Genomic DNA, 25957 nt, shown 5'->3' with positions numbered 1-25957 from the left:
CAATGATAGAGCAAGTATTGGCTGGGTTTGGGCTGGATGGGAAAGTTGCTGAATATAAAAAGATCGGTAACGGGCTGATCAATAATACCTGGAAGGTTTCAGGGAGCGGGGGCGAATACATTCTTCAAAAAGTAAATACGAATGTGTTTTCCGAGCCAAAGGAGATCTCTGCAAACATGGTGATGATCAAAGAATATCTGGATAAGGTAGCGCCGGGATATTTCTTTGTGGGGCCGCTTACCACCAAAAGCGGCGAGCACGTGTTTGAGACCGAAAATGGGGTATACAGGCTTTTCCCTTATGTGCCCGATTCTACCACCATTGATGAAGTACGGCACGCCGGGCAAGCCTACCATGCCGCTAAGCAGTTTGGTAAATTTACCAGGATGCTGGCCGGTTACGATCCCTTAAAATTAAATGTACCCATACGCGATTTTCATAACCTTCCGTTTCGGTTGGAGCAATACCAACAGGCATTGACCGGCGCGGGTAAAGACAGGCTGGAAAGGGCGCAATGGGCGATTGAAGAAATAAAAAGGCACGTTTATATTGTTGATGACTTTAAAGTGATCATCCAGCAGCAAAAACTGAACCTGCGCGTAATTCATCACGATACGAAGATCAGCAACGTGCTGTTAAATGCCACAAACGGCGATGGCATTTGTGTAATTGACCTGGATACGGTGATGCCGGGCTATTTTATAAGCGATGTTGGCGATATGATGCGTACCTATCTTTCGCCTGCAAACGAAGAAGAAACCAAATTCCAAAACATAAGCGTTCGCCTGGATGTGTTTGAGGCAATCCACAAAGGCTATATGGAGGAGATGGATGAAGTGCTGAACGATTCTGAAAAAGAGCTGTTTATTTATAGCGGTAAGTTTATGATCTTTATGCAGGCCCTGCGTTTCCTTACCGATTTTTTAAATGGCGATATCTACTACCGTGTTTCAGGTCCTGATCATAATTTAAACCGTGCGGTAAACCAGATCGTGCTGCTCAATAGATACATTGAAAGCGAAGAGGCATTTCAGAGCATTGTAAATAGCTGGAGATACCAGGATAGCTGATCAACCACAATGCCGTTCGGATATAGCGAGAAAGAATCATCTGACTGAAATTTATGCGCCCCGTCTTAACCTACAACATTGTAAGGAATAAGGCGGGGCATTTTTGTGCGATTGATTTGTTATGATTGATAAGTCTATTGTACATGTTGTTTAAAATCAATGAATTGTGTTGCTTGCGCGGCCGGTGGCCATCTTCAGTTCATATCCTATCTTATTCACAATAGCTCAATATAATCATAATCATTTCTTAACAAACGTTTGCGTAAACATTTGTGGTTTTACAACTTAAAGGGAATACCGGTTTCCCGATCAATAACTGTTTGAATTACAGTAAATAACTCTGTATAGTGAAATAGCGATAAAATACTTGCAATTACTTTCGTTTTGCCCTCAAAATAAGCCTTTCTCACCTCGTTGAGATAAATCCGAAACAGCTTTCTTTCAATATGATACACCTGTAGGTGCAGGTGGGTTTAATTTGTGCGCAAACGTTTGCGCAGCGTAAAATTAAAATGTGATTGTCGTTTGAATGTAATTTCGACTTGCCGGTTTTTAGTTCCGCTTGCACGTGATAAGGACACTAAAGATCAGCAGCCAATTAAAAACAGTAAAACCAAAACAATCAAATATGACGAAACTAATTACCCAACTATTTGCCGTTACTAATGCCTAATCGCCATTAAAAACCAACCCCATTTCTAAACCAACAGCTATTAACCAATTCAACTTAATGCAATAAAAATGGATAAAAAAAGTCCTGCCATTTTTTGTTTCCTGGTGCTTTTTGCGCTTGCTGCCAAAGCAGACCGCATTAATTATACAGGCTCAAAAACTGCGCTGAATATAAACCATTTGATGTTTCAGCAGCACACAGCAAAAGCTGATACATCTACTACCGATTCCATTGGCCGCGGTATCCGCGCCCGTGCCCGTTTTAAGGGGAACCGCGATTCTATCAAGGTTTCTGCTTCAAGAAACATCCCCAATTTGTCCTTGCAACAAATGTTAAAAGGGAATGTTTCGGGCTTGTACGTGCAGGAAACAACCGGCGAACCCGGAAGCGAACAAAGCATGATGATCCAGGGCGCGTCGGCCCCTATCTTTACCAAAAAAGATATTTACGGCCAGCAGCCGGCGGTGTATGTTAACGGCGTGTACCTGGTACAGGAGCACCCTTTTGCATACGATGTGCAGAAATACGATTACAACCGCATCGGCCCGGCCACCAATTTGCTGGCCAATATCGATATCGATAACATCGCTTCGATAGAGGTGATCAAAGATCCGGTATCCCTGGCTAAGCTTGGGCCCAACGCGGTAAACGGCGCCATTTGGATCACTACCAAAGCTGCGAAAAGCGGCTTGAGGGAGATCAGTTTCAATTCGTATTACGGCATGGTGCAGGCCAGCAGCGTGAGCACGGTGAACGGTGTGTTCGAAAATCAGTTCCGCAAACCGTTCTATCAAAAATATGCCAGCCAGGCAAATCTGAATAACTACGCCTCATACCTGCGCGATTCTACCAACCTGGATTATTTCGGAAAATCTAACTGGAATGATCTTTACTATCAAAACGCGCCAATTTTTTCTGCAAACCTGGGTATAACAGGCGGTACCGAAAAAGCTAACTTCCGTTTTTTTGGCTCGGGAACAAAGAATGCCGGCAATGCCGATAACACTGCTTTAACCAAATACAACGCGTTCTTCAACATCAACATGACGCCGTTTAGCTGGCTAACCGTATCAAGCTTCTTAAACGCGTCGAGAATGGACAGGGACAGAAACAAAAGCCTGAGAGACAGGTATGCAGAAGTAAGGTACCTGCCCGATTTTGTGAACCCGCTTTCCCCTAATAAAGACAACTACCAGCTGTTTTTGAATGAGTACCGTAAGGTGGTAGACGAGAACCGGAACAACCTGGTAAACGGTTCGCTATCCTTAAACTTTAAATTAACGCCCAAAATAAACTTCAACACGGCCCTGGTATTCGATTACAACGAGGGTATCCGGAACGCATTCTTCCCGACTACGCTGATGGATGGGATCAACTATGTTTCGGGTTATTTCGGGTATAACCAGCGTTTCGGTTTAAACAACCAGTTAAACTACGCGTACGAATTGAACAAGGACAACACGTTTGACTTTGAACTTGGCCAGGCCATACAGGGCGATACCTACAAGTACAACTACGCGAGAGGTTATGATGGTAACAGCGATTTTATCAAGATCAACGTAGTTGAAGGTAATTCGAGCAACAGCAATTACCTGAATGCTATCAATAACTTTTACTTGTTCAGGTATACAGACCGGACAAAAAGCGGCCTGATATCATTTTATGGCTCGGCCAAATACAGGTACAAAAACTTATTAAGCCTGGGCGCGGTGCTAAGAAGAGACGGCTCTTCTACCGGCCAGCCAGACAACAGGTGGGTAACCACTCCGGCCTTCAGCGCCGATTGGAATTTGAAGAACCAATATCTATCAAACAATAAATTCTTTAACCAATTAACCGTCGGCGCATCATGGTCGAGGGTGGTTAAACCATTTATGGAAGACCGGTTTTCAGCTGGCCCGCAATACCGGTCGGAATATGGCTGGTACGAAGAACCGACCATCCCGACCTTTGGCGGCTTCCAGGGCATTACACGGCCATACAACTCGGGCTGGGTTGGTTATGGCGTAACCCTGCCTTATGCCGACAGGATAAATATCAACGCGTCGTCTACCATGTTCAACAACAGATTGAGCGCATCCTTAACTCTGTACAGCCGCAGCGATAAAAATCAATTGTTGAACATCCCCGTTTCTGGCGAGAATGGCTATTCCAGCATCTACAAAAACGGGATGGAAATTAACAATACCGGTGCCGACCTCACAATTTCAGGCGTGATCATACCATCCGGAAGATCATTCGGTTGGACATCAAGCCTGAATCTGAACCATAACAAAAATAAGCTGAAGGCTCTGCCTGATGGCTTAAACGAATTAGTGATAGGCGATGACAAACTGAAGGTAGGCCAATCGTCGGGAAGTTACTGGTTGTATACCAACAATGGCATTTACAATACCGATGCCGAGGTGCCGACCGACCCTAAGACAGGTCAAAAAATGTCTTTCAACGGTTTAACCTTAAAAGCCGGCGACCCGAAATGGGTTGATTATAACGGCGATTACAACATTACCGATGCCGACAAACAGTTTAAAGACGACAGGTTGCCAAAAGTAGTTGGCGGCTGGATGAACGAGTTTAAATACGGAAACCTTGAACTGAACTTCCACCTGTTTTTTGCCCTTGGCCAAAAAGCTATCAATCAATTTGATGCTAACCGCTATGATTTTGCCAACCGCGAATCTGCGAATGACATCAATTCAATTAAAGAGGTTACCACCTGGCAAACTTCAAGCAACCTGAAAAGCTACCCGATCTATAACCCATGGAGCAATGTGATCCCCTACCGTGTAGATCAGGACCTGTTTTTAGAGAACGCTTCTTACATGAAATTACGGTCGGTAACTATCGGTTACGATCTGTCGAAGGCGAAATTCATCAGCAAAGCCAAATTGGGTTTCCGCAGGGCGTACCTGTACCTCACCGGCAGCAATTTATTAACCATCACCAAGTTTTCGGGAACCGATCCGGAGCTGATCAATTACACGGGCTACTACGATGGTACCAGCTTGCCAATTGCCCGCACCTATACCGTTGGTTTAAAATTAGATCTATAGGAGGCGAAAACGATGACAAAGAACAATCATATGAAATTCAACAAGTTTTTGCTGTTGCTGCTAACAGTTGTATTCACCACAATAAATTTTTCCTGTAAAAAAATATTAGATGTACAGCCAAACAGCGCTGCAGCCGAACAAAACAATTGGAAAAACTACGAAGACGCGAAAGGTAGCCTGATAGGTATTTATACCCTGATGCGCACCGCCATGGTGGCCGATAACACGCATTGGCTAATGGGCGACCTGAGGCAGGGGGATTTTACATCAACCAACCGCTCGGACCTGAAAGCGATCATCGACGGGCAGTTAAACGCGTCGTACCCGGTAATTGAACGGGTAAGCAACTGGAAACGCTTTTATGCTGTAATTAATGCCGCGAGTTTGTTTATAGAACGCTCGAGGGAAATTGTAGCGAACGACCCGCGATATACCCCTGTTAACAACCAGGTTGACGTGGCCCAGGCCAGGGCGCTAAGGGCTTTCGCCTATTTTTATATGGTGCGCATCTGGGGTGATGTACCGCTGTTGACCACCTCGCACGATGGTGAGTTTGACGCGCACCTGCGCACGCCAAAAGACAAAGTTTTAGCATTCGCCACCTCCGAATTATTATTGGCCATTAAGGTATTGCCTTTCAGGTATGGCGGCACCGACCCTATATTGCCGGGTTTATACTACGGTAACGGCTGGGCTACCTGGAACGGGGTATTGTTTACCAAACTTTCTGCCTACGCTATCCTGGCCCACATAGCGGCCTGGCAAAGTAACTACCTTGATTGTGAGGTTTACACCAAATACTTCATGGATAATATTACCAGCTTAAACGGAGATGGTAGCTTTGGTGTAAAATACATCAGCGTAGATGAATTAACCGAAGACGTAAACGCTTATAGCCCCTTTGCTTTTAAACGCGCTGTACAAATAGTTGGCTTCGGGTTTGAATATGGCAACGGCGAGGCTACGGCAAACGGCCACATAGAGCAATTAACACTGGCAGCACCTTTAATTTTAAAAGCCAACCCGGAGATATATGTTCCCAAAGATACTATCCGGAAATCGTTCACCGATCTGAATGACCTGCGTTTCAGCATCGATCCATTAACCAAGCTGTATCGTAAAAACTATTTCACCAACTACAGTTCAGAGCAACCCATCTTTAGTAAGATCAAGTGTATTACCGATGCGCAAACCAGTGGCAATTTCGCCTTGTTTACTTCGGCCGTACTGTTTACCAGGTATGAAGAAGTAACCCTGCTGCGTGCCGAAGCGCTGGCCGTGTTAGGGCAAAGGGACGAAGCGATAGCTACACTTAACCGGGCCTCAAGTTTGCGTGGTATCACCCCATTCCAGTCTACTTCATCGGCCGATGTGATCAACGCCATTTTTGCTGAACGCCGGAGAGAATTGATGGGCGAGGGATGGAGATGGTATGACCTGGTAAGACTTAACCGTATCAAGAAGAATAACCCTGCTTTTAATGCCCTGCTAAGCAACGATGGCATTTACTGGCCGGTGTCTAAAGATATCCTGAGCGCGGATCCATCCATCAAACAAAATCCATACTGGAATTAATTACCGGCAATTTTTTAAACGATAACATGATGAGAAATAAAAATATAAAGCGCTTTTCGAAATGGTCGGCCCTGGTGTTGATCATCCTTTCGGTAGCTACCGCTTGCAAAAAGGACTCCATCTATTACGACTACGAAAATAAGGTGAAGGAATTTGACGGCACCGCGCTACAATATCTCCAGGCGCAAAAAGGCACATTCGACTCCTTACTGGTTGTATTGGACAGGCTGCCGGCCCTGAAGGATTCGCTGAGCACCAAAAATATAACCCTGTTCGCGCCAACCAACCAAAGTTTCCAGGCGGCTATCAAAAACCTGAACATCGAGCGTAAGGCGCAGGGTAAACAGGTAATGTACCTGAAGGATTGCGACCTGAATGAACTGGACGTGCTGACAACAAGGTACATCTTAAGGGATATCAGGACAACCGACAGTTACGCGCCATTTGCCGACGGGTTGAATATCAATAGCATTAAATATGCCTATCCCATGCACGTGCAGTACAATAAGCTAAACGCCTCGGGCTTTGTAGGCGGCGGGCCGCAGGCTGTTATTTTCAGCGATCCCAAAGGGTCGATTTTCGAGAAGTACTGGGAGAACGCCAATACCAATGCCGTGAATATCAAAACAAAAAACGCCATTGTAAATATCCTGGCGCCCCTGCACGATTACGGCTTTAATGAATTTGTGGTTAGGGTAAATAAATAACATTGAAAGCAATGAGCAATAACAAAATTTTATCAATTCTTACTTTGGCGGTGTTAAGCATTTCCGTATTAACAGCCTGCAAAAAGAATATACCCGATGTGCGCTTATCGTTAAGTAACGATGCACAGTTCAGCGTTAAGATCTATCAGCCGGTATTAGGCCGCAACACTTTGTTTACCGATAATTTCAGCGCCGGAACATCATCCATCCCGCTGGATTTTAAGATCGTAAACATGCGCCGTTTTACAGGCGAACCCGCTCCGGAGTTAACGGATTATTTCCCGGTGCAGGTTTGGAAAACCGCTTATGATGGTACCGAAAAATCTCTCGCGGAAATTGAAGCGAAGCGCACCATCGAAAATCACCAGTTGTTCGAGATCCGCGAGCACTCCGGTCAGTTTGTAATGTGGGCCAAAGCAAATTCAAGCTTTGTAAAGGCGCAGCCAGATTCGGGTTATGTGTTTGATGTAGAAGTTTCCAACTCAGGCGGCCGCCGTTATTTTAAAGATTTCAGGCTGCGTCCATTCAAAGAACGCGCTTTCGAACCATCAACCATCAATGCGGCAACCGGTCAATCTACAGCTTTGGGCATTACCCCAACTATCAGCAATATCAGGGGCGAGCGCACGGGCAGGTTTTTATCGGGCCAGTCAGATGTCATCGCCTTGTTCAATAAAAAGAGCGATACGGGCAATTCCCTCACCTTCAAATTTGTCGATACGCTTTTTAACCCTATCGATCCCAACAAGTTTAACACCACACAGTGGGGGGGCTTAGTGCATGGCTTCGATATGGTAAAGGATGCTGAAAAAGTAACCTACAAAGTTGCTTACCCTATCCCGCTGGTTGCTTACCCAACGCCATATACCACAGGCACCGGGCAACAGGCCAGGTCCACATTCAGGTACGAGCGCCAGGGTTTCGGCAATGTGAAGGAGGTGGCGCTGCTAAGTTTAGACTATGCCATTTTCGAAAAAGGGGATTGGGAGATCACCTTCTGGTTCAGAACCGAGCGACCCAAATTCACCAATGATTAATCAAGACAACGAACCTAATCTATATAGCATGAGATATTTTTATATAATAGCTTTTTTGTGTCTGTTCCTGGGTATCGGGCAGAGCTTAAAAGCACAGCAAAAGAAAACGGTTACCGGTACCGTTTCCGACAATGTGGGAGGGTTACCGAGCGTAAATATTTATAACAACAGGGTGGCTATCGGCACCACAAACGCCGATGGTTCTTTTACCGTATCGGTACCTGATGACGCCGTACTGGAATTCACCTTTATCGGCTACAAATCGGTGAAGATGAGCGTGGCCGGGAAAACAAAATTAACGGTTAAGATGGTAAAGGACGATAGCCAACTGAAAGAGGTTACCGTTCAGGGTTACGTTAGTAAATCTAAGGAAGTATCGGTAGGATCAAGCGTTAAGATATCAGGTAAAGATCTGCAGGCCGTTCCTGTGGCAAGTATTACCGATATGTTGCAGGGTAAGGTAGCCGGCTTGAATATCCAGCAAAATACCGGCTCGCCGGGTATGCGCGGTTCAATAAGTATCCGTGGTTTATCAAATATCAACGTAAGCGGCTCCGGCGGCTCGGCATATTTGCAGCCCGCTGCCCCCCTGTTTGTGGTAGATGGTGTACCAATTGATGATAACAGCAACTTTCAATACGGTTTCCAGTCTGCCGGTCCGGGGATCAGCCCAATTTCATTAATTCCGCAGCAGGATGTGGAAAGCATCGAGGTATTAAAGGATGCTTCTGCTACCGCCTTGTATGGTTCGAGAGGTGCCTACGGTGTTATTTTGATCACCACTAAAAGGGGGAATTCAAAAGTACCGGTGATCAGGTACAATACGCAATTCTTCTTTAGCGCGCCGCCAAAGCTTCGCCAGGTAATTGGCGGTAAAGCCGAACGCGACCTGCGCATTCAGCAGATCCTGAAAAGCGATACCAGTTATTACCGCGCCTTAGGGCTGTTAAGCGCTACCGAGTACGTGGCCGACAGCTTGAACGCCTATTATAACAATTCAACAAACTGGCAATCTTACTTTTATCGGTCTACCTACAACCAAAATCATAACCTGAGTATCGACGGTGGCGACCAGGCATTCAACTATAAGGTAAACTTTGGTTACTTCGATCAGAAGGGTATCCAGGAAAATACCGGTTTCACCCGCTCTAATTTGAGGATGAACATGCAGTACATGCCAAGTTCTAAATTCAAATTATACACCACCATTAACGGTACACTGGGCAAAAATCAGAAAGGTAGCGGTAACGGATTGTTAAACACCGGGGTTGCTACGGGAGGACAGGCATCCACCTTGCTACCGTCGCCTTCCTTGTTCTCCTCGGTGAATAGTGTACTGGGAGCGGTAACAACGGATAACGACAATAAAACCACCGAACTGAATACCACCACAGAATTAAAGTACGAATTTGTAAAAGGGCTTAGCCTTACTTCAAACTTCAATTATACATTTAATACCGGTGTCGAGGATAACTTTTTACCGTCAACTATCAACGGTAACGCGGCATCGCTGTATACCTTTAATAGTGTAAAGAACGATATATATAACCGGAACCTGCTGGCCTACTTTTTCAGCCTGAAAGATGCTAAAGGGGCCGATGCCCACAATTTTAGTGCATACGCGTTCACCGAATTGGAGTCGAGGAACTTTAAGGCCGATGTTATCCAGAATAATAAGGTAGTAAACGACTTTCTCCGTGGCCCTATTGTTGGTGTAGATAACTACCTGACATCGTTGGGCGGTACTTTAAATAACTTCGATCAGTTCAGGTCGGTAGCGTTTGCCGGTAACTTTAGCTATAACTATAAGCTGCGCTACGTGCTTGATGCTTCTTACCGTATGGACAGGAGTTCGAGCAACGGTCCTGACGCCGGTTATATCAAAAGCCCCTCCATTGGTGTGCGCTGGAATATGCAGAACGAGACCTTCACCGAAAAATGGCATAGCTGGTTCGATTACGCGTCTTTCAAACTGAGTTATGGTACGGTATTGCAGCCGCAGGGAAATATCTATGATGTTTATGGCAGATATGTAAACGGCGCTTCGTACAACGGTGCTTCAACCGTGGTGATGGACCGGAACACTTTACCAAACTCAAACCTGCAGCCAACCAAAAACACCACGTACAACAGCGCGTTTGAATTTGGTATCCTGAAAAACCGCTTGTTCGGTACATTGGAGGCTTATTACAAACAGGTTGATAACCAACTGCGGGAAAAGCCGCTATCAAACGTTAGTTCGTTCGCCAATATCAAAACCAACGAGATCAGCGTGGTAAACATCGGGTACGAAGCGACAATAAGCGCCAGGATCTTTGCCCCGTCTAAACCTTTTCAGTGGACCATCAGCGTAAACGGTGCCATTAACCGCGATTACCTGGCGCATTTGCCGGATGGTGTCAGGCAGTTTGTTTATCTCGATGACACCGGCCAATCTATCTTATATCGTTTGGGCCAAAACAGCTTAACCAACTATATCTATAATACCAAAGGCGTATATGCAACTACTGCCGAGGTGCCGGTTGATCCTTTAACAGGTTTAAGGTACCGCGCTGGTTCTAATACATCAGTTTTAAGCTACTATAAAGCTGGCGATCCCCGCTTTACCGACCTGAATGGCGATTACGTATTGGATGACCGGGACCTGGTTGCCGCGGGCAACTCGCAGCCCCGCTATAACGGCGGTGTTACTATGGATTTTCGCTACAAGAATATCAGTATGCAGGTGCAGGGTAACTACGTTTTCGGCAGGGATGTGCTGAACAACTCGCTGGCCTCGCAGTTTGCGGCATTTAGCAACCCGCTGGCCATACAGGGTTCATACCGTGTTAACCCGATGGGGGTAGTGCCGCTTACGGCTTATGATATCTGGACCACACCTGGGCAGGTAGCAAAATACCCTAACCCGTACGATTACCTGAGGGCATCTATTATCAACCCTTTCCGTACCAACCAAACCTTGTTCCAGGAAGACGGCTCTTATTTTAAACTGGGTTATATCTCGGTGGGATACACCCTTAACCAAAAATTTACCGCCAGGTACGGCATGAACCGTGTGGTAATTGGCGGTACCGCAAGCAACGTTTTCATGATCACTAACTATTCGGGTACCAGTCCGGAGAGTGTGAGTGACCTGGGACGCGACAGCGGGGCCATCTATCCGAACCCACGCACCTACACCCTTAGCTTAAACATTGAATTTTAAGTTTATGACGATGAGAAAATATACTTATATATTTATGCTGACAGCAGTAATCGCTACGCTTGTTAGCTGCAAAAAGTTTTTAAATATTGTGCCGGTAGATAACCTGTCGGGCAACAATTTTTGGCAAACCAAAGCCGATGTAGAAGGCTTTACCAACGGTTTGTACAGCACTTTCAGGGCAAAAGTTGGCCAGGGAAGCTGTTTTGCGGAAGTTCCCGATATGCGTTGCGCCCCATTGGTGAACGTGAGCGCGGGTAGCTTTTTACCATTGTTAACTGCCAATAACCTGAAGGCCCTGCAGGCCAACTCGGCATGGACATCAACCTTTGTGCTGCAAACCAATACCCGTTGGAAAGAATTTTTTGACGTGGTTGCCGCGGCCAATATTTTGTACGCCAAAATAGATGAAGTGCCTGCGGGCGCCCTTTCTGAAAGCGAGCGCAGGCAGTACAAAGCCGAAGCCGTGTTTATGCGCAACATTTCTTACTTCATGATGGTGAGGTTGTTTGGCGATGTGCCTTACTACACCAAGCCCTTTAGCGAAGACAAATTGCCGCGCACACCGATGGTAACCGTTCTGAAGAATTGCATCGCGGATATGCAGGAAGTAAAAAACGATCTGCCCTGGACATATTCAGACCCATCCAAAGTGGGCGTAAGGGCCATGCGTGGCAGCGCCATTGCTTTATTAATGCACATGAACATGTGGGCGGCCGGATTTGACCCAGCCGATGCTAACAAAGCAGGGTACTACGACGCGGTGATCAACCTGGGCAAAGAATTGGAAACATCTACCGACTACCGCTTATTGCCTTATGATAACGACCAGTATAAGCTGATTTTTAAAGGTCGTACAAAAGAGAGCCTGTTCGAGGTTTTCCAAAACTCTAACAATGGCGAGAAGTTGTCGGCTTTGTCAAATTTGGGGTACCTTTTAAGCCATTATCCATTAAAAGGAACGGTAAATACTACCGCCAGTTTAGCCTATTACGAAAAAGAATGGATGGATAAGGTTTACAGTGATGGTACACCCGACGGACGCAAAGATGCCTGGTTTGAAAACCGTACATCGAACAGTGGCAACTACCAGTTTAAAAAATTTGCCAACGTTTATGCCGATGGTCTGAATATCTTAAATGATGACGACATTATCATCTTCCGCCTGTCCGACGCGTATTTATTAGCTGCCGAGGCCAATGCTGACCGCGACGCCGATGCCGAAGCGAAACGCTACCTGAACCTGGTAAGGGCACGCGCAGGTGCCGCGGCCATCAATTCTACAGGAGATGTTTTGAAAGATGATATCTATTACGAACGTGTAAGGGAACTCATGGGCGAGGGGCACTACTATTACGATCTGGTGCGGACCAAAAGGGTAACTGACAGCAAGTATTGCAAATATCCCATCTCGGTAACCGATTTTAATGCCGGTGCCTGGACATGGCCAATTGATGCCAGCGCGTTGACAAACAACCCCAACATGACATTAAATAACTTTTGGAGATAACCTATTAACCAAACTGTGATGTATAAAATAATTTTAAAATCAACACTGTTCATGCTGCTCGGGCTTAGTTTACTCAGTTCGTGCAAAAGGGACGAATACTTTCAGGATACCGGGAAGGCAGATCCAAACTTCAACGGCACTATCCTGGCCTACCTTAAATCGAAGCCGGTTAACTTTGATACTTTGACACGGGTGATCAATATTGCCGGGATGAATGATGTTTTCGACAAGGAACAGATCACCTTCTTCGCGCCGACAAGTTCAACCATTTATAAAAGTATAAAGGCTTTAAATGCCGATCTGCGGAAGAACGGACGCGATACAGTTTCTAAACTGGAGCAAATAAAACCCCAAACCTGGAAGGACGAACTGTCGATGTACATCTTTAAAGGGATCTATCGCCTTAAGGATTATCCGCAGCTGGATACCACCGCTTTCACCGCCTTTCCGGGCCAGGGCTACACTTCGTACGGTGGAAGGACCATGAATATCGGCGTGATCTTTAACGACGCGGTAACTCAGCGTAATTCCGATGGGAGCCCGAAAACATTTGTAAAATATGCCGGGTACCGCCAGTTGTACCTGTCGTACATCCCCGATTTTTCCACCCCGACAGCTAACCTGCTTAATATCCCGGTTTCGTCGTCGGACATCGCGCCTACCAATGGTATTGTGCATGTTCTTGCGCAAAGCGTGTTCTCGGGGACAACGCTCGTCAGCAAGCACAACTTCGGTTTTAACACACGGACATTTATTGATAAGGTAATTGCAGACGGTATTTTACCCGCAACCCCATAAATAATATTGACATGAATCATTTTATAAGCAAACAAACAATTCGCCTGGGCAAATTAGTATTGGCCCTGGCAGTGCTGGGCTTGTGTTCCTGTAAAAAAGAGATCATTGGAGAAAACCCTTACGGAGGTGGTAAACAGCCGCTTGGGGTTAAATTTGGTACAGGTTTCCCTGACCCTGAAGTTGCCGCCCCCGGTACCGAGGTGAACGTGAGCATCAGTGGATTAAAGAAATATGAGAACAAGTACAAGTTTTATGTAAACGAGGTGGAGGCTACCGTTTTAGCTTCAACCGATAGCACAGCTCGGATAAAAGTACCCAATGATGCCAGCAGCGGCGGCATGTCGGTAATTATAGACGGGCAGACCTTTTTTGGCCCGCTGTTGCGGATAGACGGAAAAGTAAGCATCGACGCGTCTTTCCAGGCTACCGTAGGTTCAAACTCCACCATATATGATATTTTAAGATTACCAACCTCAAATTATCTGCTCACAGGGGCATTTAATAATTTTGATAACCGTGCCATCACCAACCTGCCTATCGGCGGTATTGCGCAGATAAACGCGCAGGGTGTTTATGCCACTACACTCACTTTCGGTAAAGGCGCTTCTGGAACGGTATATAACGTAAACAGGTTATCCAACGGAAAGTTATTGCTTTCAGGTGCTTTCGCCAGCTTTAACTCAACCAGGGGCAAAAGGATCAATATCAACGGTATTACCACCTTAAACAGCGATGGCACCCTGGATAGTACCATTATTGACGTGATCAACCCAACACCAAACGATTTTAAGAAAAACAAGGACACTGTACCAACCTTTAACGGCGGTGTAACCGGGATGATCAGGAAATCATTTGTGTTTAACGATCGCATTTACGCTGTGGGAAGATTTGAATCTTACCTTAGAGTGTACTACGACCGGTCGACCTACGATACTAAAGTTTATGATGTAACCCGCATCAAGCAGATGGTGTGTATGAAGATGGACGGATCGATGGATTCTACCTTCCATTTCGATATGACCACGAAGCAAAGCCCCGCGGCGGGGAATGGTGAAATTACCGATGCCATTCAGCAGGCCGATGGCAAATTGATACTTGTAGGAGCCTTCTCTACTTTTAACGGTACAGCCGCGAGCCACATCGTCCGGATCAACCTGGATGGAAGCGTGGATCAAACTTTCAAGGCGGGGGCCGGCGCCGATAATAACATCAGCTCCATTACCTATAACGCTACCACCAATAAGATCTTCATCACCGGCGCTTTTACTACCTATGGCGGCAGCGCCAAAAAAGGGGTAGCGATGCTTAATGCTGATGGCAGTATCGATAATAGCTTCAATTTCGGTGCATTATCGGCCGGTGTGGCTACCTATGCCGCGCAGCTAAGCAGCGGGAAAATAATTGTAGCGGGTAATTTTAAAACCTATAATTCGGTTGTCCGTCAAGGGTTTATGATCTTAAACCCCGATGCGTCGCTGGCTGCGGGATACAATAACACCGGCCAGTTTGATGGGCAGTTGTTCGAGATGATCGAAACAACATCTTCGCTTGGCAACCCCGCGGTGATATTGGTCGGCTCTATTCAGCGCTTCGACAATAAGAAAATGGGCAACATCGTAAGGGTTGAAATTAAAAATTAACGCAAAAAAATACAGAGATGAGAGAAGTATACAATACTAAAAAAGGATTCCTTATCAATGTTATTGGTTTGGCATGCTTAACATTGACCCTGATTTTGGGTAGCTCGTGTAATAAGGATTTCCCGAGCACACTCAGGACAGAATATCCAAATGATACGGCAAGTGTGGTATTAAAGCAAAAAAAGGTGCTTTATATTATACTGGACGGCGTACGTGGGAACGCGATAAAAATATTAAATCCGCCAAACCTGGCTACTTTGGTTAAAAAAGCCATTTATACTTATGATGGCCTGACGGATTTCAATTCAACGCCGATCACCAATGCCGGGGGCTGGGCCACCGCCATGACAAGCGTAACCAGTGATCAGCATAAAATAACAACGGAAGATTTTGCGGGGAACCAGCTGGCAAATTTCCCGTCGATGTTTACTCGTTTTAAACAGGTGAACCCTGCGTTAAGGACAGCCTCGATCGCTTCAAGTAAAATTTTTAACGATTATTTGGCGACTGATGCCACCTTCAAAGCCAACTTCGAGAACGACGACGCTAAAGTGAAGGACGCGACAGTAGATGAGCTGAAAAACGCGAACGCGGGTATCGTATTGGCGCAATTCCACAGCGCCGAAACAGTAGGTGCGGCGAGTGGTTATACCGATACATCTACCCCGTATTTAAATGCGCTTACCCAGCTTGATACTTATGTAGGTAACCTGATGTCGGCCTTGTCGGCACGGGCAACTATTGCTAAGGAAGACTGGCTGGTGGTGATCGCCTCAAACAAAGGCGGTACTATCCCGGCGCAGCCGGGTGCGGGTAATTTAGGCGCCTTTGGCGACCCTGCCAAAAACAGCTTCGTGATATTTTACAACCCACGCTTTTTAACCCAGGTAGCCCCAAAACCCGATCCCGACGCGTTTCCATACTCGGGTTATGCGCCTAATTTCGTGTCTACTTTATCATCAGGGGCGGTTGCAAATCTATCGAACACCAGCGTAGGTAATTTTGGCGCCGCCGGCGACTTTACGCTGATGTTTAAACTACGCAGCGATGCCGCGGCCATTCAGCGTTACCCACACTTTTTGGGTAAAAGATCAGTTCCTTACGGTACAGCATCCACCGGCTGGAGTTTCCTGTATGGTGATGATAACTACCAACTTGACTGGGGTGGCACCCCACGCCCGGGTGGCGGCAAGGTACGCGATGGAATTTGGCATACCATTGCCATGGTAATTTCCGGAAGCGGAAGCACCAGGGTGGTTGGGTTGTTTACAGATGGCGTTAAAAATTCGAGCAGCACTATAGGTACAAAAAACGTAGATAACACTAACCCTTTAAGATTAGGTACGGAGATTGGCACCAATGCCAACACCCTGGCCAATAGCTATATCAAAGATCTGGCCATCTACAACGTCGCCTTTTCAGATGCCGATGTGATTGCCGCCATGCGTAAGGAGATATTGCCAACAAGCGCCCGGTTTTCCAACCTTATCGGCTGGTGGCCCGGTAACGAATCTACAGGTAACACAATTGCTGATAAATCGGGCAAAGGAAACAATTTTACCATCAGCGGTAACGTGAACTTTGTGCCGTTTACCGATGTATCTCCTAACATCAGTCCTGAAATTACCGCCGCGAGTTACCGCGTGGTGATCAACAGCGTAGATGTTCCTTTTGAGATCTACCAGTGGATGGGCGTAGTTGTGCCAAACAGTTGGGCGTTACAGGGCAAAACCTGGAAGCCGACCTATACAGATGTGCGCAACAATTAATTTAAAAGACAAGAAAATCGAGCATATGAATTCAAATAGATTTTTAAACTTCATTGCCATCCTATTGCTGGCAGGTGGTTTTACAGCTTGTAAAAAATACGGGATCGCGGTGCCCGACGGTTACGAGGATGCCTCCCAAAATCAAAAAAGCATAACTGTTGATACCAATATGGCCAATATCGACAGATCTGGCTACGCGAAGGCCCGTGTTTTTCCGGGTTTAGTAGATCAGACGGAGCCGAGGGTTACCAATCAGAAATTTACATTAGACCTAAACTTTACCGCGCAAACAGCCGATAATCTCCGGATACAGGTAGCGCCTCAGGCGCAATACAGTACCGGCTATTATGCCGCACCGGGCGAATTAATTAAACTGGTAGTGCCTGCCGGTATAAATGGGTTAAGCATGCAAATTGGCGGGCAAACCGATGACCTGACCGGGAAAGCGCCACTGTTACGCGACCCGATCATTTTTAACAGGCAGGAACTGTATCCCGGCGTAAACTACATGCGCAATATTTATGGCGGTACCATTTACATTAGCGCTTCCTTTGCCATCCCAACACCGGTTGAGTTTACTATTTCCGGAGCTGTTGTGTCGCCCGATTTTATTTTAGGTGTTGATACACACGATGCCTGGAAGGCCCGGGTTTTAGCTTCGAAAGTGCCCTGGTTAGAACTGCGCTCTAAACGGGTTGTGTTTTTAGTGCCACGCGATAAGATCGTAAGCCAGTTTAACAGCACTACCGAACCATTAACCAATATTGCTGAGCCACTATCTTTATGGAACACGGTTTTTGATGTAGACTACAACGGTTGGATGGGTTTATCAGATAATGCCGCGGATACCAAAGACAGGAGCCCGCAAGGCCAGTGGCGCGGGGTATTGGATATCCAGTTATCTGCCGGGTATGGCCACAACGGTTTCCCATTTGTTGGTTTAAATGATATGGAATGGTTCAGCGCGTTTACCAGCGCCACCCGTTTAAAAACCAGCGTTAATACCTGGGGCTCCTACCACGAGTTTGGCCATAACTGCCAGCAACCTACTGTATGGAGCTGGAGCACGCTGGGCGAAACCACCAATAACCTGTTCAGCTTTAAAGTGGCCAACCGGATAAACGCCAATTACAATACTCTGCACCCATCGGTGTCGAGCGGCTTCCCGCTGGCTATTACCTATGCCAGTACAGCAGGCACCAAAAACTTTGACAGTGATGCGGCGATAGATGATCCTTTTAAAAGGATGACCCCTTTTGTACAGATCTTTGAACTGTATGGCTATGGCGCAATGACGAAACTCTATACCGAAGCACGCCATGCCCAGCGTTTAGCCAATAACGACCAGGATAAGCACGATTTTGTGTACGAGAAGTTATCAGAATATTGCAATACCGACCTGATCCCATTTTTCGAAGCCTGGGGTATTTTAATCAGCACGCAATCGCAAGCAAAAATAGGCTTGAAGTATCCATTGTTAAACAAACAAATATGGACGTATAACCCGCTTAACAAAACCGGCGGTACAGCGGCTATAGTTTATACCACCACGGTGTTGTCGGCAAGTTCGCCGGCACAGGAAGGGTCAACCGCGGCTTTGGTGGATAATAACTTAACAACCTATTTCCATTCGCAATACACCAACCCTACGCCGGCTCAAAGCTATCCGTTTACGTTTATCTTAAGCGCGGGCGCCAATATGCCTATCAAGGGTATGTACTTTAATGGTCGCGCGGGTACCAATCGCGCGGGCGATGCCAAGGAAGTAGAGATCTTTAGCAGCCGGGATAATATCAACTATACAAGCATCGGTACAACTATTTTGCCTAACAGCCCGAACCGTTATGAGTATAATTTCCCCAACGGCAACGTGAACGCGAAATACTTTAAAGTAGTTGTTAAAAGCGGGTATACCACAAACCCTTATGTAGTGTTTGCCGAAATGAATTTAATTAAGCCCTAAGTAATTTTTATGAAAAAGATGATCACTCGCATTTTCCCATTGGCTTTATTAATGGGCATAGTTTATACGGGGTGCAAGAAATACGATAATCCACCTCCTGTATTCGAGGAGTTTAAGGCTACCACAACTACGCAAAGAAAGGTGCTGGTTATTAGTATCGACGGCCTTACGGGTTCGGAATTGAAAACCATTGCGCCAACCAATATCGAAGCGCTCAGGAAAACATCAAAATATACTTATGATGTATTGAAAGGCCAGGTTGCTAACGATGTAGCCAGTTGGGCGACCATGATTACCGGGGTAAGCTATAGCAAACACCAGATAAAAGACAACTCGTTTTTACCTACACCTAAGGATAATTCACACGATGCTCCGGCTGTGTTCAGGAATAGTTTCGATTATATCCTGCAATATAAATCGGTAAAAACAGCCATGGTAACCCCATGGACAGAACTGAGGAACTATGTAAAGGTGGTAGACTATGCACCGATAGTAAGTACCGACGTAGCCGTAAAAGATTCGGCAATTAACATCATCAATAACAGCGCGCCGCTGGGCAGTATGATCGTTAACTTCAGGGACGTGGAAGCGGCAGGTGCCAACGGTGGTTTTGTAGCCACTAACGCGGTTTACAAAAACGCGGTTTTAAAGGCCGATGAATATGTAGGGAATTTGATCACAGCGTTAAAAGCCCGCAAAACTTACGCTACGGAAGACTGGCTGGTAATCGTAACCACAGATCATGGCGGCAGCGATGTTGATCCGAAGCCCGGATTTTTGATCGCTTCCAATAAAAACCTGAAAGAAGAGGAGGTAAAGAAAAGAGGCTTTAACACGGTGCTGTTTAAAGGTGCCAGCGTATTAGCGCAGGTTTTGGATGACAAGGGTTTGTACGATGCGGGAGATACAAAGGATTTTACCGTACAGATGCAGGTGAAATTTAATTCGCAAACATCATATCCAGGCTTCCTTTCTAAAAGCACATCAATGATCGGGTCTTCAATTACAGGCTGGATGTTCAGAGAGGGCGGCGCCGGCGTTTCTGCCGCGATTGGCGGTACCTTGAACGGCGGTTCCGGTAAAGTAGAATATTCAGGCGGTAACGCTGCCGACTTAAGCTGGCACACCATCGCGCTTACCGTAAAAATGGATAATGCAACCACCCGTACTTTAACAACTTATTTGGATGGGGTAGCGGTAACCACGGCAAACATCCTAAGCAGGAAAAGCCTCAGCACCACAGAAAAACTAACCATCGGCTATAAAAACGTAGATAACGGCGGTACGGCCCTATCCTTCCAGGCGGCTGATTTGTGTTATTTTAATACAGCCCTTGATGCAGCTACGCTTTTAGCCAATAAAAACCTGAAGGATATTACCCAGCACCCTAAATATGCCAACTTAACCGGTTACTGGCCGATTAACGAAGGTGCTGAAGGTGTATTGAACAATAAAGCGCCCGGCGGATATGACATGATATTGAGTGGTGCTTTTACCTGGGTATCTATGACTGATGTTCCCCCTTCGGTTACTGCCGATGCAAGCGCGGCCGGTGGAAAGTCGATCTTGTTAACCTCGTCATCAGTAGCCGCCACCACACTCTACTGGCTGAACGTTAAAATCCTTCCGGAATTTGGCATTGATGGAAACCCATTCCTTAACCAGTTCGAAATTGAGTTTTTGAAATAGATTCAAACCATACTTGAAAAAATAAAATGCCCTCAAAAAACCTTTGAGGGCATTTTATTTTTAAGCAGATATATAAGCTTAATTATTTTCTACCAGTTCAGATTCGATAACTATTTTATAAAAAAACGGTTCTTCGGTTTGTTCGTTCTGCAACAGGTCAAATAAAACATCTATTGCCCGCTGTGCCTGTATTTTAGGGAACTGTTCGATGGAAGCCACTGGCCTGTTTTCCATAAAACTGATCATCGGGGTATTGGCATAACTTACAAACTCTAATCCATTGGCTTTTATCAGGCCCAGGTTTTTAGCGTGTTTAATGGCAAATACCGATACGTAATCGTTAAAAGTGACAATAGCTGTGGGTTTCCTGTTGTTGGCTATCAGTGTTTCCAAAGCTGTTTTTGTGCCTGCTTCCGACAGGTCGCAATTGGCGATAAGTGTTGGATCAAACTTCAACCTGTTTTTTTGCAGGGCTTTAATGTATCCATCTTTCCGTTGCCCGCTGGCAATTAAAGAATTAGGCCCGTTAATAAGTCCGATGGTCCTGTGCCCCCTTTTCAGCAGGTAATCAACTACCGAAGTACTGCCTGTTTCGATATTGCAGGCCACATAGTGGATGTTTTTTAAGGGTGGGATCCTGTCAAAAAACACTACCGGGATATTGTAGCGTTTTAATAGTTCAAAGTGATCAAAATTAGAGGTGGTTTTGGCAACCGAGATGATCAACCCGTCAACCCGGTGGTTTTTCATTTTCTCAACCAGTAGTTTTTCACGCTCCTGGTCGTCGTGACTTTGTGCCAGTAAAATGGTATAGTTCTTTTTATAGGCCACATCCTCAATTGTACTTATCGCTGTCGAAAAAAAAGCTTCCGCCAGTTCGGGCAAGATCACTCCGATGGTATAAGTTTTACCTTTCTGAAAAAGGATAGCCCTTTCATTAGGCTCGTAATTTAGTTCTTTGGCAGTTTGTTTTATTTTCTCGCGGGTTGCCTGGCCAATACTCGGATGATCGTGCAAAGCACGGGACACGGTAGAAGGAGAGACATTTAACTTCTTCGCAATTTCTGTAATTGTCGCTGGTTTTGTCATTAAGTTTTCCCCCTATGGTTTATCAGATTTTAAAGATAAAATTTATTTCATAAAAATATCAAACGTTTGCGTAAAGTAAAATACAATGATTCCGGCGATAAATATCCTCGTAGGTTGATTATGGTTACAATATCCGGTCTTAGGCGCTATAAAATCAGTTACAAACCTGAAATAAACTTACTTCCTGCCTGAAAATTATGCTATAAACAGATCACTGCGCCTTAAATTTTATGATTGAGCTATCGATGTTTTTTTCAAAACAAACGTTTGCGCTGCATTACCCTTGGGATAAAAGCGTTTACATGCCTATTTTGGCTATTATAAACCAAATTAGAGTAATGAAATTTTTTTCGGGTGATAACATCATAAAGGCAATTTTTTGTTTTGTGGCTTTTTTTTATGCGCAATCAACTTTACCATTATTAGCGCAGGAAAAATCACAGGGGACTAAAGTGATCAGCGCAAAAAAAGCTGGCGCGACCGTTGTAGAAATATCGCTTGCGGATAATCAGCAACTGACCCTGGATTTTTACGGAGAAAATATCTTCCGTTTATTCCAGGATAACAGCGGCGGTAAAATGCGCGACCCGGAAGCGAAGCCGGCTGCGCAAATTTTGGTTAATAACCCCCGTAAGCCGGTGTCGAAAATTTCGGTTAAAGACGAAAATGGGCAAATCAATATTTCTACCGCGGCTATCACCGTTTTAATAGATAAAAAATCAGGCTTACTAAAAATAGCCGATCAAAAACATCAGGCTATCGTAGCTGAAGAAACAGCTCCTATTACCATAACGAGGAGTAAGGTAACCTTAACCTTAAAGGAGCAACCCGACGAGTACTTTTATGGCGGCGGCGTGCAGAATGGCCATTTTTCGCATAAAGGCCGGTCGATAGCTATCGAAAACCAAAATAGCTGGACGGATGGGGGCGTAGCGTCGCCTACCCCGTTTTATTGGAGTACTAAAGGCTATGGTGTAATGTTTTATACCTTTAAAAAAGGTCGTTACGATTTTGGCGCTGCAAACAAAGGCACGGTAAGTTTAACCCACGAAACCGATTACCTGGATGCTTTCTTTATGGTAGATCAGGGCGCCGCGGCTTTGCTGAGTGATTTTTACCAGCTAACCGGAAACCCGGTCTTGCTACCCAAATTTGGTTTTTACGAAGGGCACCTGAACGCTTTTAACCGTGATTACTGGAAGACGGACACCACCGGGATCTTATTCGAGGACGGGAAAAAATATAAAGAAAGCCAGAAAGATAATGGCGGCATCAAAGAATCGTTGAATGGCGAAAAGAATAACTACCAGTTTTCGGCCCGTGCGGTGATAGATCGTTATAAAAGAAATGATATGCCCCTGGGCTGGATATTGCCCAACGATGGGTATGGGGCTGGTTACGGCCAAACTGAAGCCTTGGACGGCAATATTGCCAATCTGAAAAGCTTTGGCGATTACGCCCATAAAAACGGTGTGCAAATTGGTTTATGGACACAATCCGACCTGCATCCAAAACCCACGGTTAGTGCCTTGCTGCAACGGGATATTATAAAAGAAGTGAAGGATGCCGGTGTACGCGTTTTAAAAACCGATGTGGCCTGGGTTGGGGCGGGTTATTCCTTCGGCTTGAATGGTGTTGCCGATGTCGGTCAGATCATTCCTGCTTATGGCGATAATGCAAGGCCGTTCATTATTTCGTTAGATGGCTGGGCAGGTACACAACGTTATGCCACAGTTTGGTCGGGCGACCAGACCGGGGGCAACTGGGAATATATCCGCTTTCATATCCCTACCTATATCGGCGCCGGTTTATCGGGTCAGCCCAATATTACTTCTGATATGGATGGTATTTTCGGCGGCAAAAACGAAACCATCAATACCCGCGATTTTCAGTGGAAAACCTTTACGCCAATGCAACTTAATATGGATGGCTGGGGTTCAAGCCAGAAATATCCGCATGCGCAGGGCGAACCGGTAGCTTCTATCAACCGTACCTATCTGAAACTGAAATCGGCTTTGCTGCCTTACCAGTATAGTATCGCTAAAGAAGCAGTGAATGGCCTGCCCATCATCAGGGCTATGTTTTTAGCAGCCCCCAACGCGTATACACAAGGATCAGCAACTCAATATCAGTACCTTTTCGGACCAAGCTTTTTGGTGGCCCCCATTTATCAGTCCACAAAGCCCGATGAAAAAGGGAATGATATCCGCAACAACATTTACCTGCCAAAAGGGAAGTGGATCGACTATTTCTCGGGCGAAGTATATGACGGCGACCGCATCATCAACAGTTTTAACGCGCCGATATGGAAGCTCCCGGTTTTTGTAAAAAGCGGGGCCATCATCCCTATGGCAAACCCTAACAATAACGTTTCGGAGATAAACACGGCCTTACGTACGTATGAATTTTATCCCGCAGGTAAAAGCAGTTTTACAGCTTACGACGATGACGGCAAAACGGAAGCCTACAAATCAGGCACTGGGGCATCTACCCTGATCACATCTGCTGTAACTGGTCATGATGCCCTGATTTCTATCGAAACCACCAAAGGTAATTTCGATGGCTTTGTGAAAAATAAGGCGACCTCGTTTGTAATAAACGTTACCAGGCCAGCTGTTGCGATTGAAGCAGAAGTTGGCGGCAAACGTGTGGTATTAAAAGCCGCTAAATCGGCACAGGAGTTTGCGCAATTACAAAACGCCTATTATTATGATACGGCGCCTAACCTCAATAAATTTGCTACTAAAGGAAGCGGCTTTGAGAAAGTAGTCATCACTAAAAACCCGCAGCTATTGGTGAAACTCGGTACTACCGATATTACCTTAAATGAAGTGATCCTGCGTGTTAAAGGTTTTTATTTTGAACCTGGTGATCGGATCCGTATTTCTACCGGAGCCTTAACCGCCCCTGCATTAGCCCGGGTTACAGAGAAGAACAGGAACGCCTTTACCCTGCAGCCAAGCTGGCAAAAAGTGCCCCATGCCGATTTTTACGAGATCGAATTTAAGGGCATGCTGTACAGTACCATCAGGGATACCGCCTTTCTTTTTGATGCTTTAACGCCGGAAACCGATTATGGGTTTAAACTAAGGGCCGCAAACAAAAGCGGATACTCTGCCTGGGTAAATATCAATGCTAAAACCACGGCCAACCCGCTGCAATTTGCCATAAAAGGCATTAAAGCAACCACCACTGCCGAAAACCAAAGCGGATCGGGCATCAATAAACTGTTTGATTTTGATGAGGATAATGGCTGGCACACTAAATGGGGCCAAAACTCGGTTCCGTTTGATGTGGTAATGGATCTTAGAAGCGTAAACCAGTTAGAGAAAATTCAATACCTGCCCCGTACAGATGCCGGTAATGGCGTTTTACTGAAGGGCACTATTTACTATAGCAGCGATAAGTCTAACTGGGTACCGGCCGGAAACTTTGAGTGGGCAAGGAACAATAGTGTTAAAACATTCGAATTTAAGGGCCGCCCATCTGCCAGCTTTATTAAAATCTCGGTAAGCGAAGGCGTTGGCGGCTTTGGCTCGGGAAGGGAGTTATACGTGTTCAAGGTACCGGGAACAGCGAGTTATATCCCGGGGGATATCAATAACGATAAGGTAATTGATGATAATGACCTTACATCGTACCGCAACTATACCGGTTTGCGTAAAGGCGACGGTGATTTTGACGGCTATATCAGTAATGGCGATATAAACCGGAATAATTTGATAGATGCTTATGATATTTCGGTAGTGGCTACGCAATTGGATGGTGGAGCAAAAATTGGCAAAGCGGGCCAATTGTCGGGTAGTATCAGTTTGATAACACCGGGTACTACCTTCAAAAATGGTGATATTGTTGAAATAACGGTAAAAGGTGCCGGTTTATCTAATGTAAACGCCATTAGTTTTGGCTTGCCTTACAATACGCAGGATTTTGAATTTGTTGGTGTGCAAGCACTTGCTGTAAAACAAATGGATAACCTGACCTACGATCGCTTACATAGCAATGGTATCAAATCCCTGTATCCAACTTTTGTAAATGTTGGTAATAAGGAAACAGTAAATGGAGATGCCGATCTGTTCATTATCAAACTAAAGGCAAAACGTAATGTAACATTCAACCTGAAGCCGGTAGACGGTTTATTGGTTGATAAAGCTCTGAATACGGTTAAGTTTTAATCGCCAA

14 protein-coding genes are annotated in these 25957 nt (G+C 45.6%); 13 read left to right on the top strand and 1 reads right to left on the bottom strand.

Going from position 1 to position 25957, the window contains the following annotated elements:
- The first annotated feature begins 2 nt into the window (after positions 1-2).
- From HQ865_RS15445 to HQ865_RS15390, 12 genes are all read left to right on the top strand, one after another.
- Positions 3-1070 (top strand): phosphotransferase enzyme family protein, encoded by a 1068-nt coding sequence (locus HQ865_RS15445; RefSeq protein WP_173415756.1) that lies wholly within the window; start codon positions 3-5, stop codon positions 1068-1070.
- A gap of 741 nt (positions 1071-1811) precedes the next feature.
- Entirely contained in the window at positions 1812-4796 is a 2985-nt protein-coding gene (locus tag HQ865_RS15440; protein ID WP_173415755.1) for a SusC/RagA family TonB-linked outer membrane protein, read from the top strand.
- Between the two features lie 30 nt (positions 4797-4826).
- Positions 4827-6371 (top strand): RagB/SusD family nutrient uptake outer membrane protein, encoded by a 1545-nt coding sequence (locus tag HQ865_RS15435; RefSeq protein WP_173415754.1) that lies wholly within the window; start codon positions 4827-4829, stop codon positions 6369-6371.
- A gap of 26 nt (positions 6372-6397) precedes the next feature.
- Complete coding sequence (locus tag HQ865_RS15430) at positions 6398-7078, top strand: hypothetical protein (RefSeq protein WP_173415753.1); 681 nt, start codon at positions 6398-6400, stop codon at positions 7076-7078.
- 11 nt (positions 7079-7089) lie between these two features.
- Entirely contained in the window at positions 7090-8115 is a 1026-nt protein-coding gene (locus HQ865_RS15425) for a DUF5007 domain-containing protein (protein ID WP_173415752.1), read from the top strand.
- 28 nt (positions 8116-8143) lie between these two features.
- Positions 8144-11320, top strand: coding sequence for a SusC/RagA family TonB-linked outer membrane protein (locus HQ865_RS15420; RefSeq protein WP_173415751.1), 3177 nt, complete (start codon positions 8144-8146; stop codon positions 11318-11320).
- Positions 11321-11354: 34 nt separating this feature from the next.
- Positions 11355-12827 carry a RagB/SusD family nutrient uptake outer membrane protein gene (locus tag HQ865_RS15415; RefSeq protein ID WP_173415750.1) on the top strand — a complete coding sequence of 491 codons (1473 nt, stop codon included), beginning with the start codon at positions 11355-11357 and terminating at the stop codon, positions 12825-12827.
- Between the two features lie 18 nt (positions 12828-12845).
- Positions 12846-13625 carry a fasciclin domain-containing protein gene (locus HQ865_RS15410; RefSeq protein WP_173415749.1) on the top strand — a complete coding sequence of 260 codons (780 nt, stop codon included), beginning with the start codon at positions 12846-12848 and terminating at the stop codon, positions 13623-13625.
- A gap of 11 nt (positions 13626-13636) precedes the next feature.
- On the top strand, positions 13637-15265 hold the full coding sequence (locus tag HQ865_RS15405; protein ID WP_173415748.1) for a DUF5008 domain-containing protein: 1629 nt from the start codon (positions 13637-13639) through the stop codon (positions 15263-15265).
- Between the two features lie 17 nt (positions 15266-15282).
- Positions 15283-17034, top strand: a complete 1752-nt coding sequence (locus tag HQ865_RS15400; protein ID WP_173415747.1) for a DUF4983 domain-containing protein — start codon at positions 15283-15285, stop codon at positions 17032-17034.
- A gap of 25 nt (positions 17035-17059) precedes the next feature.
- Positions 17060-18997, top strand: coding sequence for a M60 family metallopeptidase (locus tag HQ865_RS15395; protein WP_173415746.1), 1938 nt, complete (start codon positions 17060-17062; stop codon positions 18995-18997).
- Positions 18998-19006: 9 nt separating this feature from the next.
- On the top strand, positions 19007-20686 hold the full coding sequence (locus HQ865_RS15390; protein ID WP_173415745.1) for an alkaline phosphatase family protein: 1680 nt from the start codon (positions 19007-19009) through the stop codon (positions 20684-20686).
- Between the two features lie 78 nt (positions 20687-20764).
- Here the strand turns inward: HQ865_RS15390 and HQ865_RS15385 are convergent, their stop codons facing one another.
- Positions 20765-21775, bottom strand: a complete 1011-nt coding sequence (locus tag HQ865_RS15385; protein WP_173415744.1) for a LacI family DNA-binding transcriptional regulator — start codon at positions 21773-21775, stop codon at positions 20765-20767.
- A 338-nt stretch (positions 21776-22113) separates the two neighbouring features.
- Here HQ865_RS15385 and HQ865_RS15380 point away from each other — a divergent pair, with 338 nt between their 5' ends.
- Entirely contained in the window at positions 22114-25950 is a 3837-nt protein-coding gene (locus HQ865_RS15380; RefSeq protein ID WP_173415743.1) for a TIM-barrel domain-containing protein, read from the top strand.
- Positions 25951-25957: the final 7 nt, after the last annotated feature.

Origin of the sequence: Mucilaginibacter mali, from assembly GCF_013283875.1 — a bacterium.
In the GTDB taxonomy this organism is placed as follows: Bacteria; Bacteroidota; Bacteroidia; order Sphingobacteriales; family Sphingobacteriaceae; genus Mucilaginibacter; species Mucilaginibacter mali.
The sequence above is the reverse complement of the archived record's forward strand: the minus strand, read 5'-3'. Positions and strand labels throughout refer to the sequence as shown.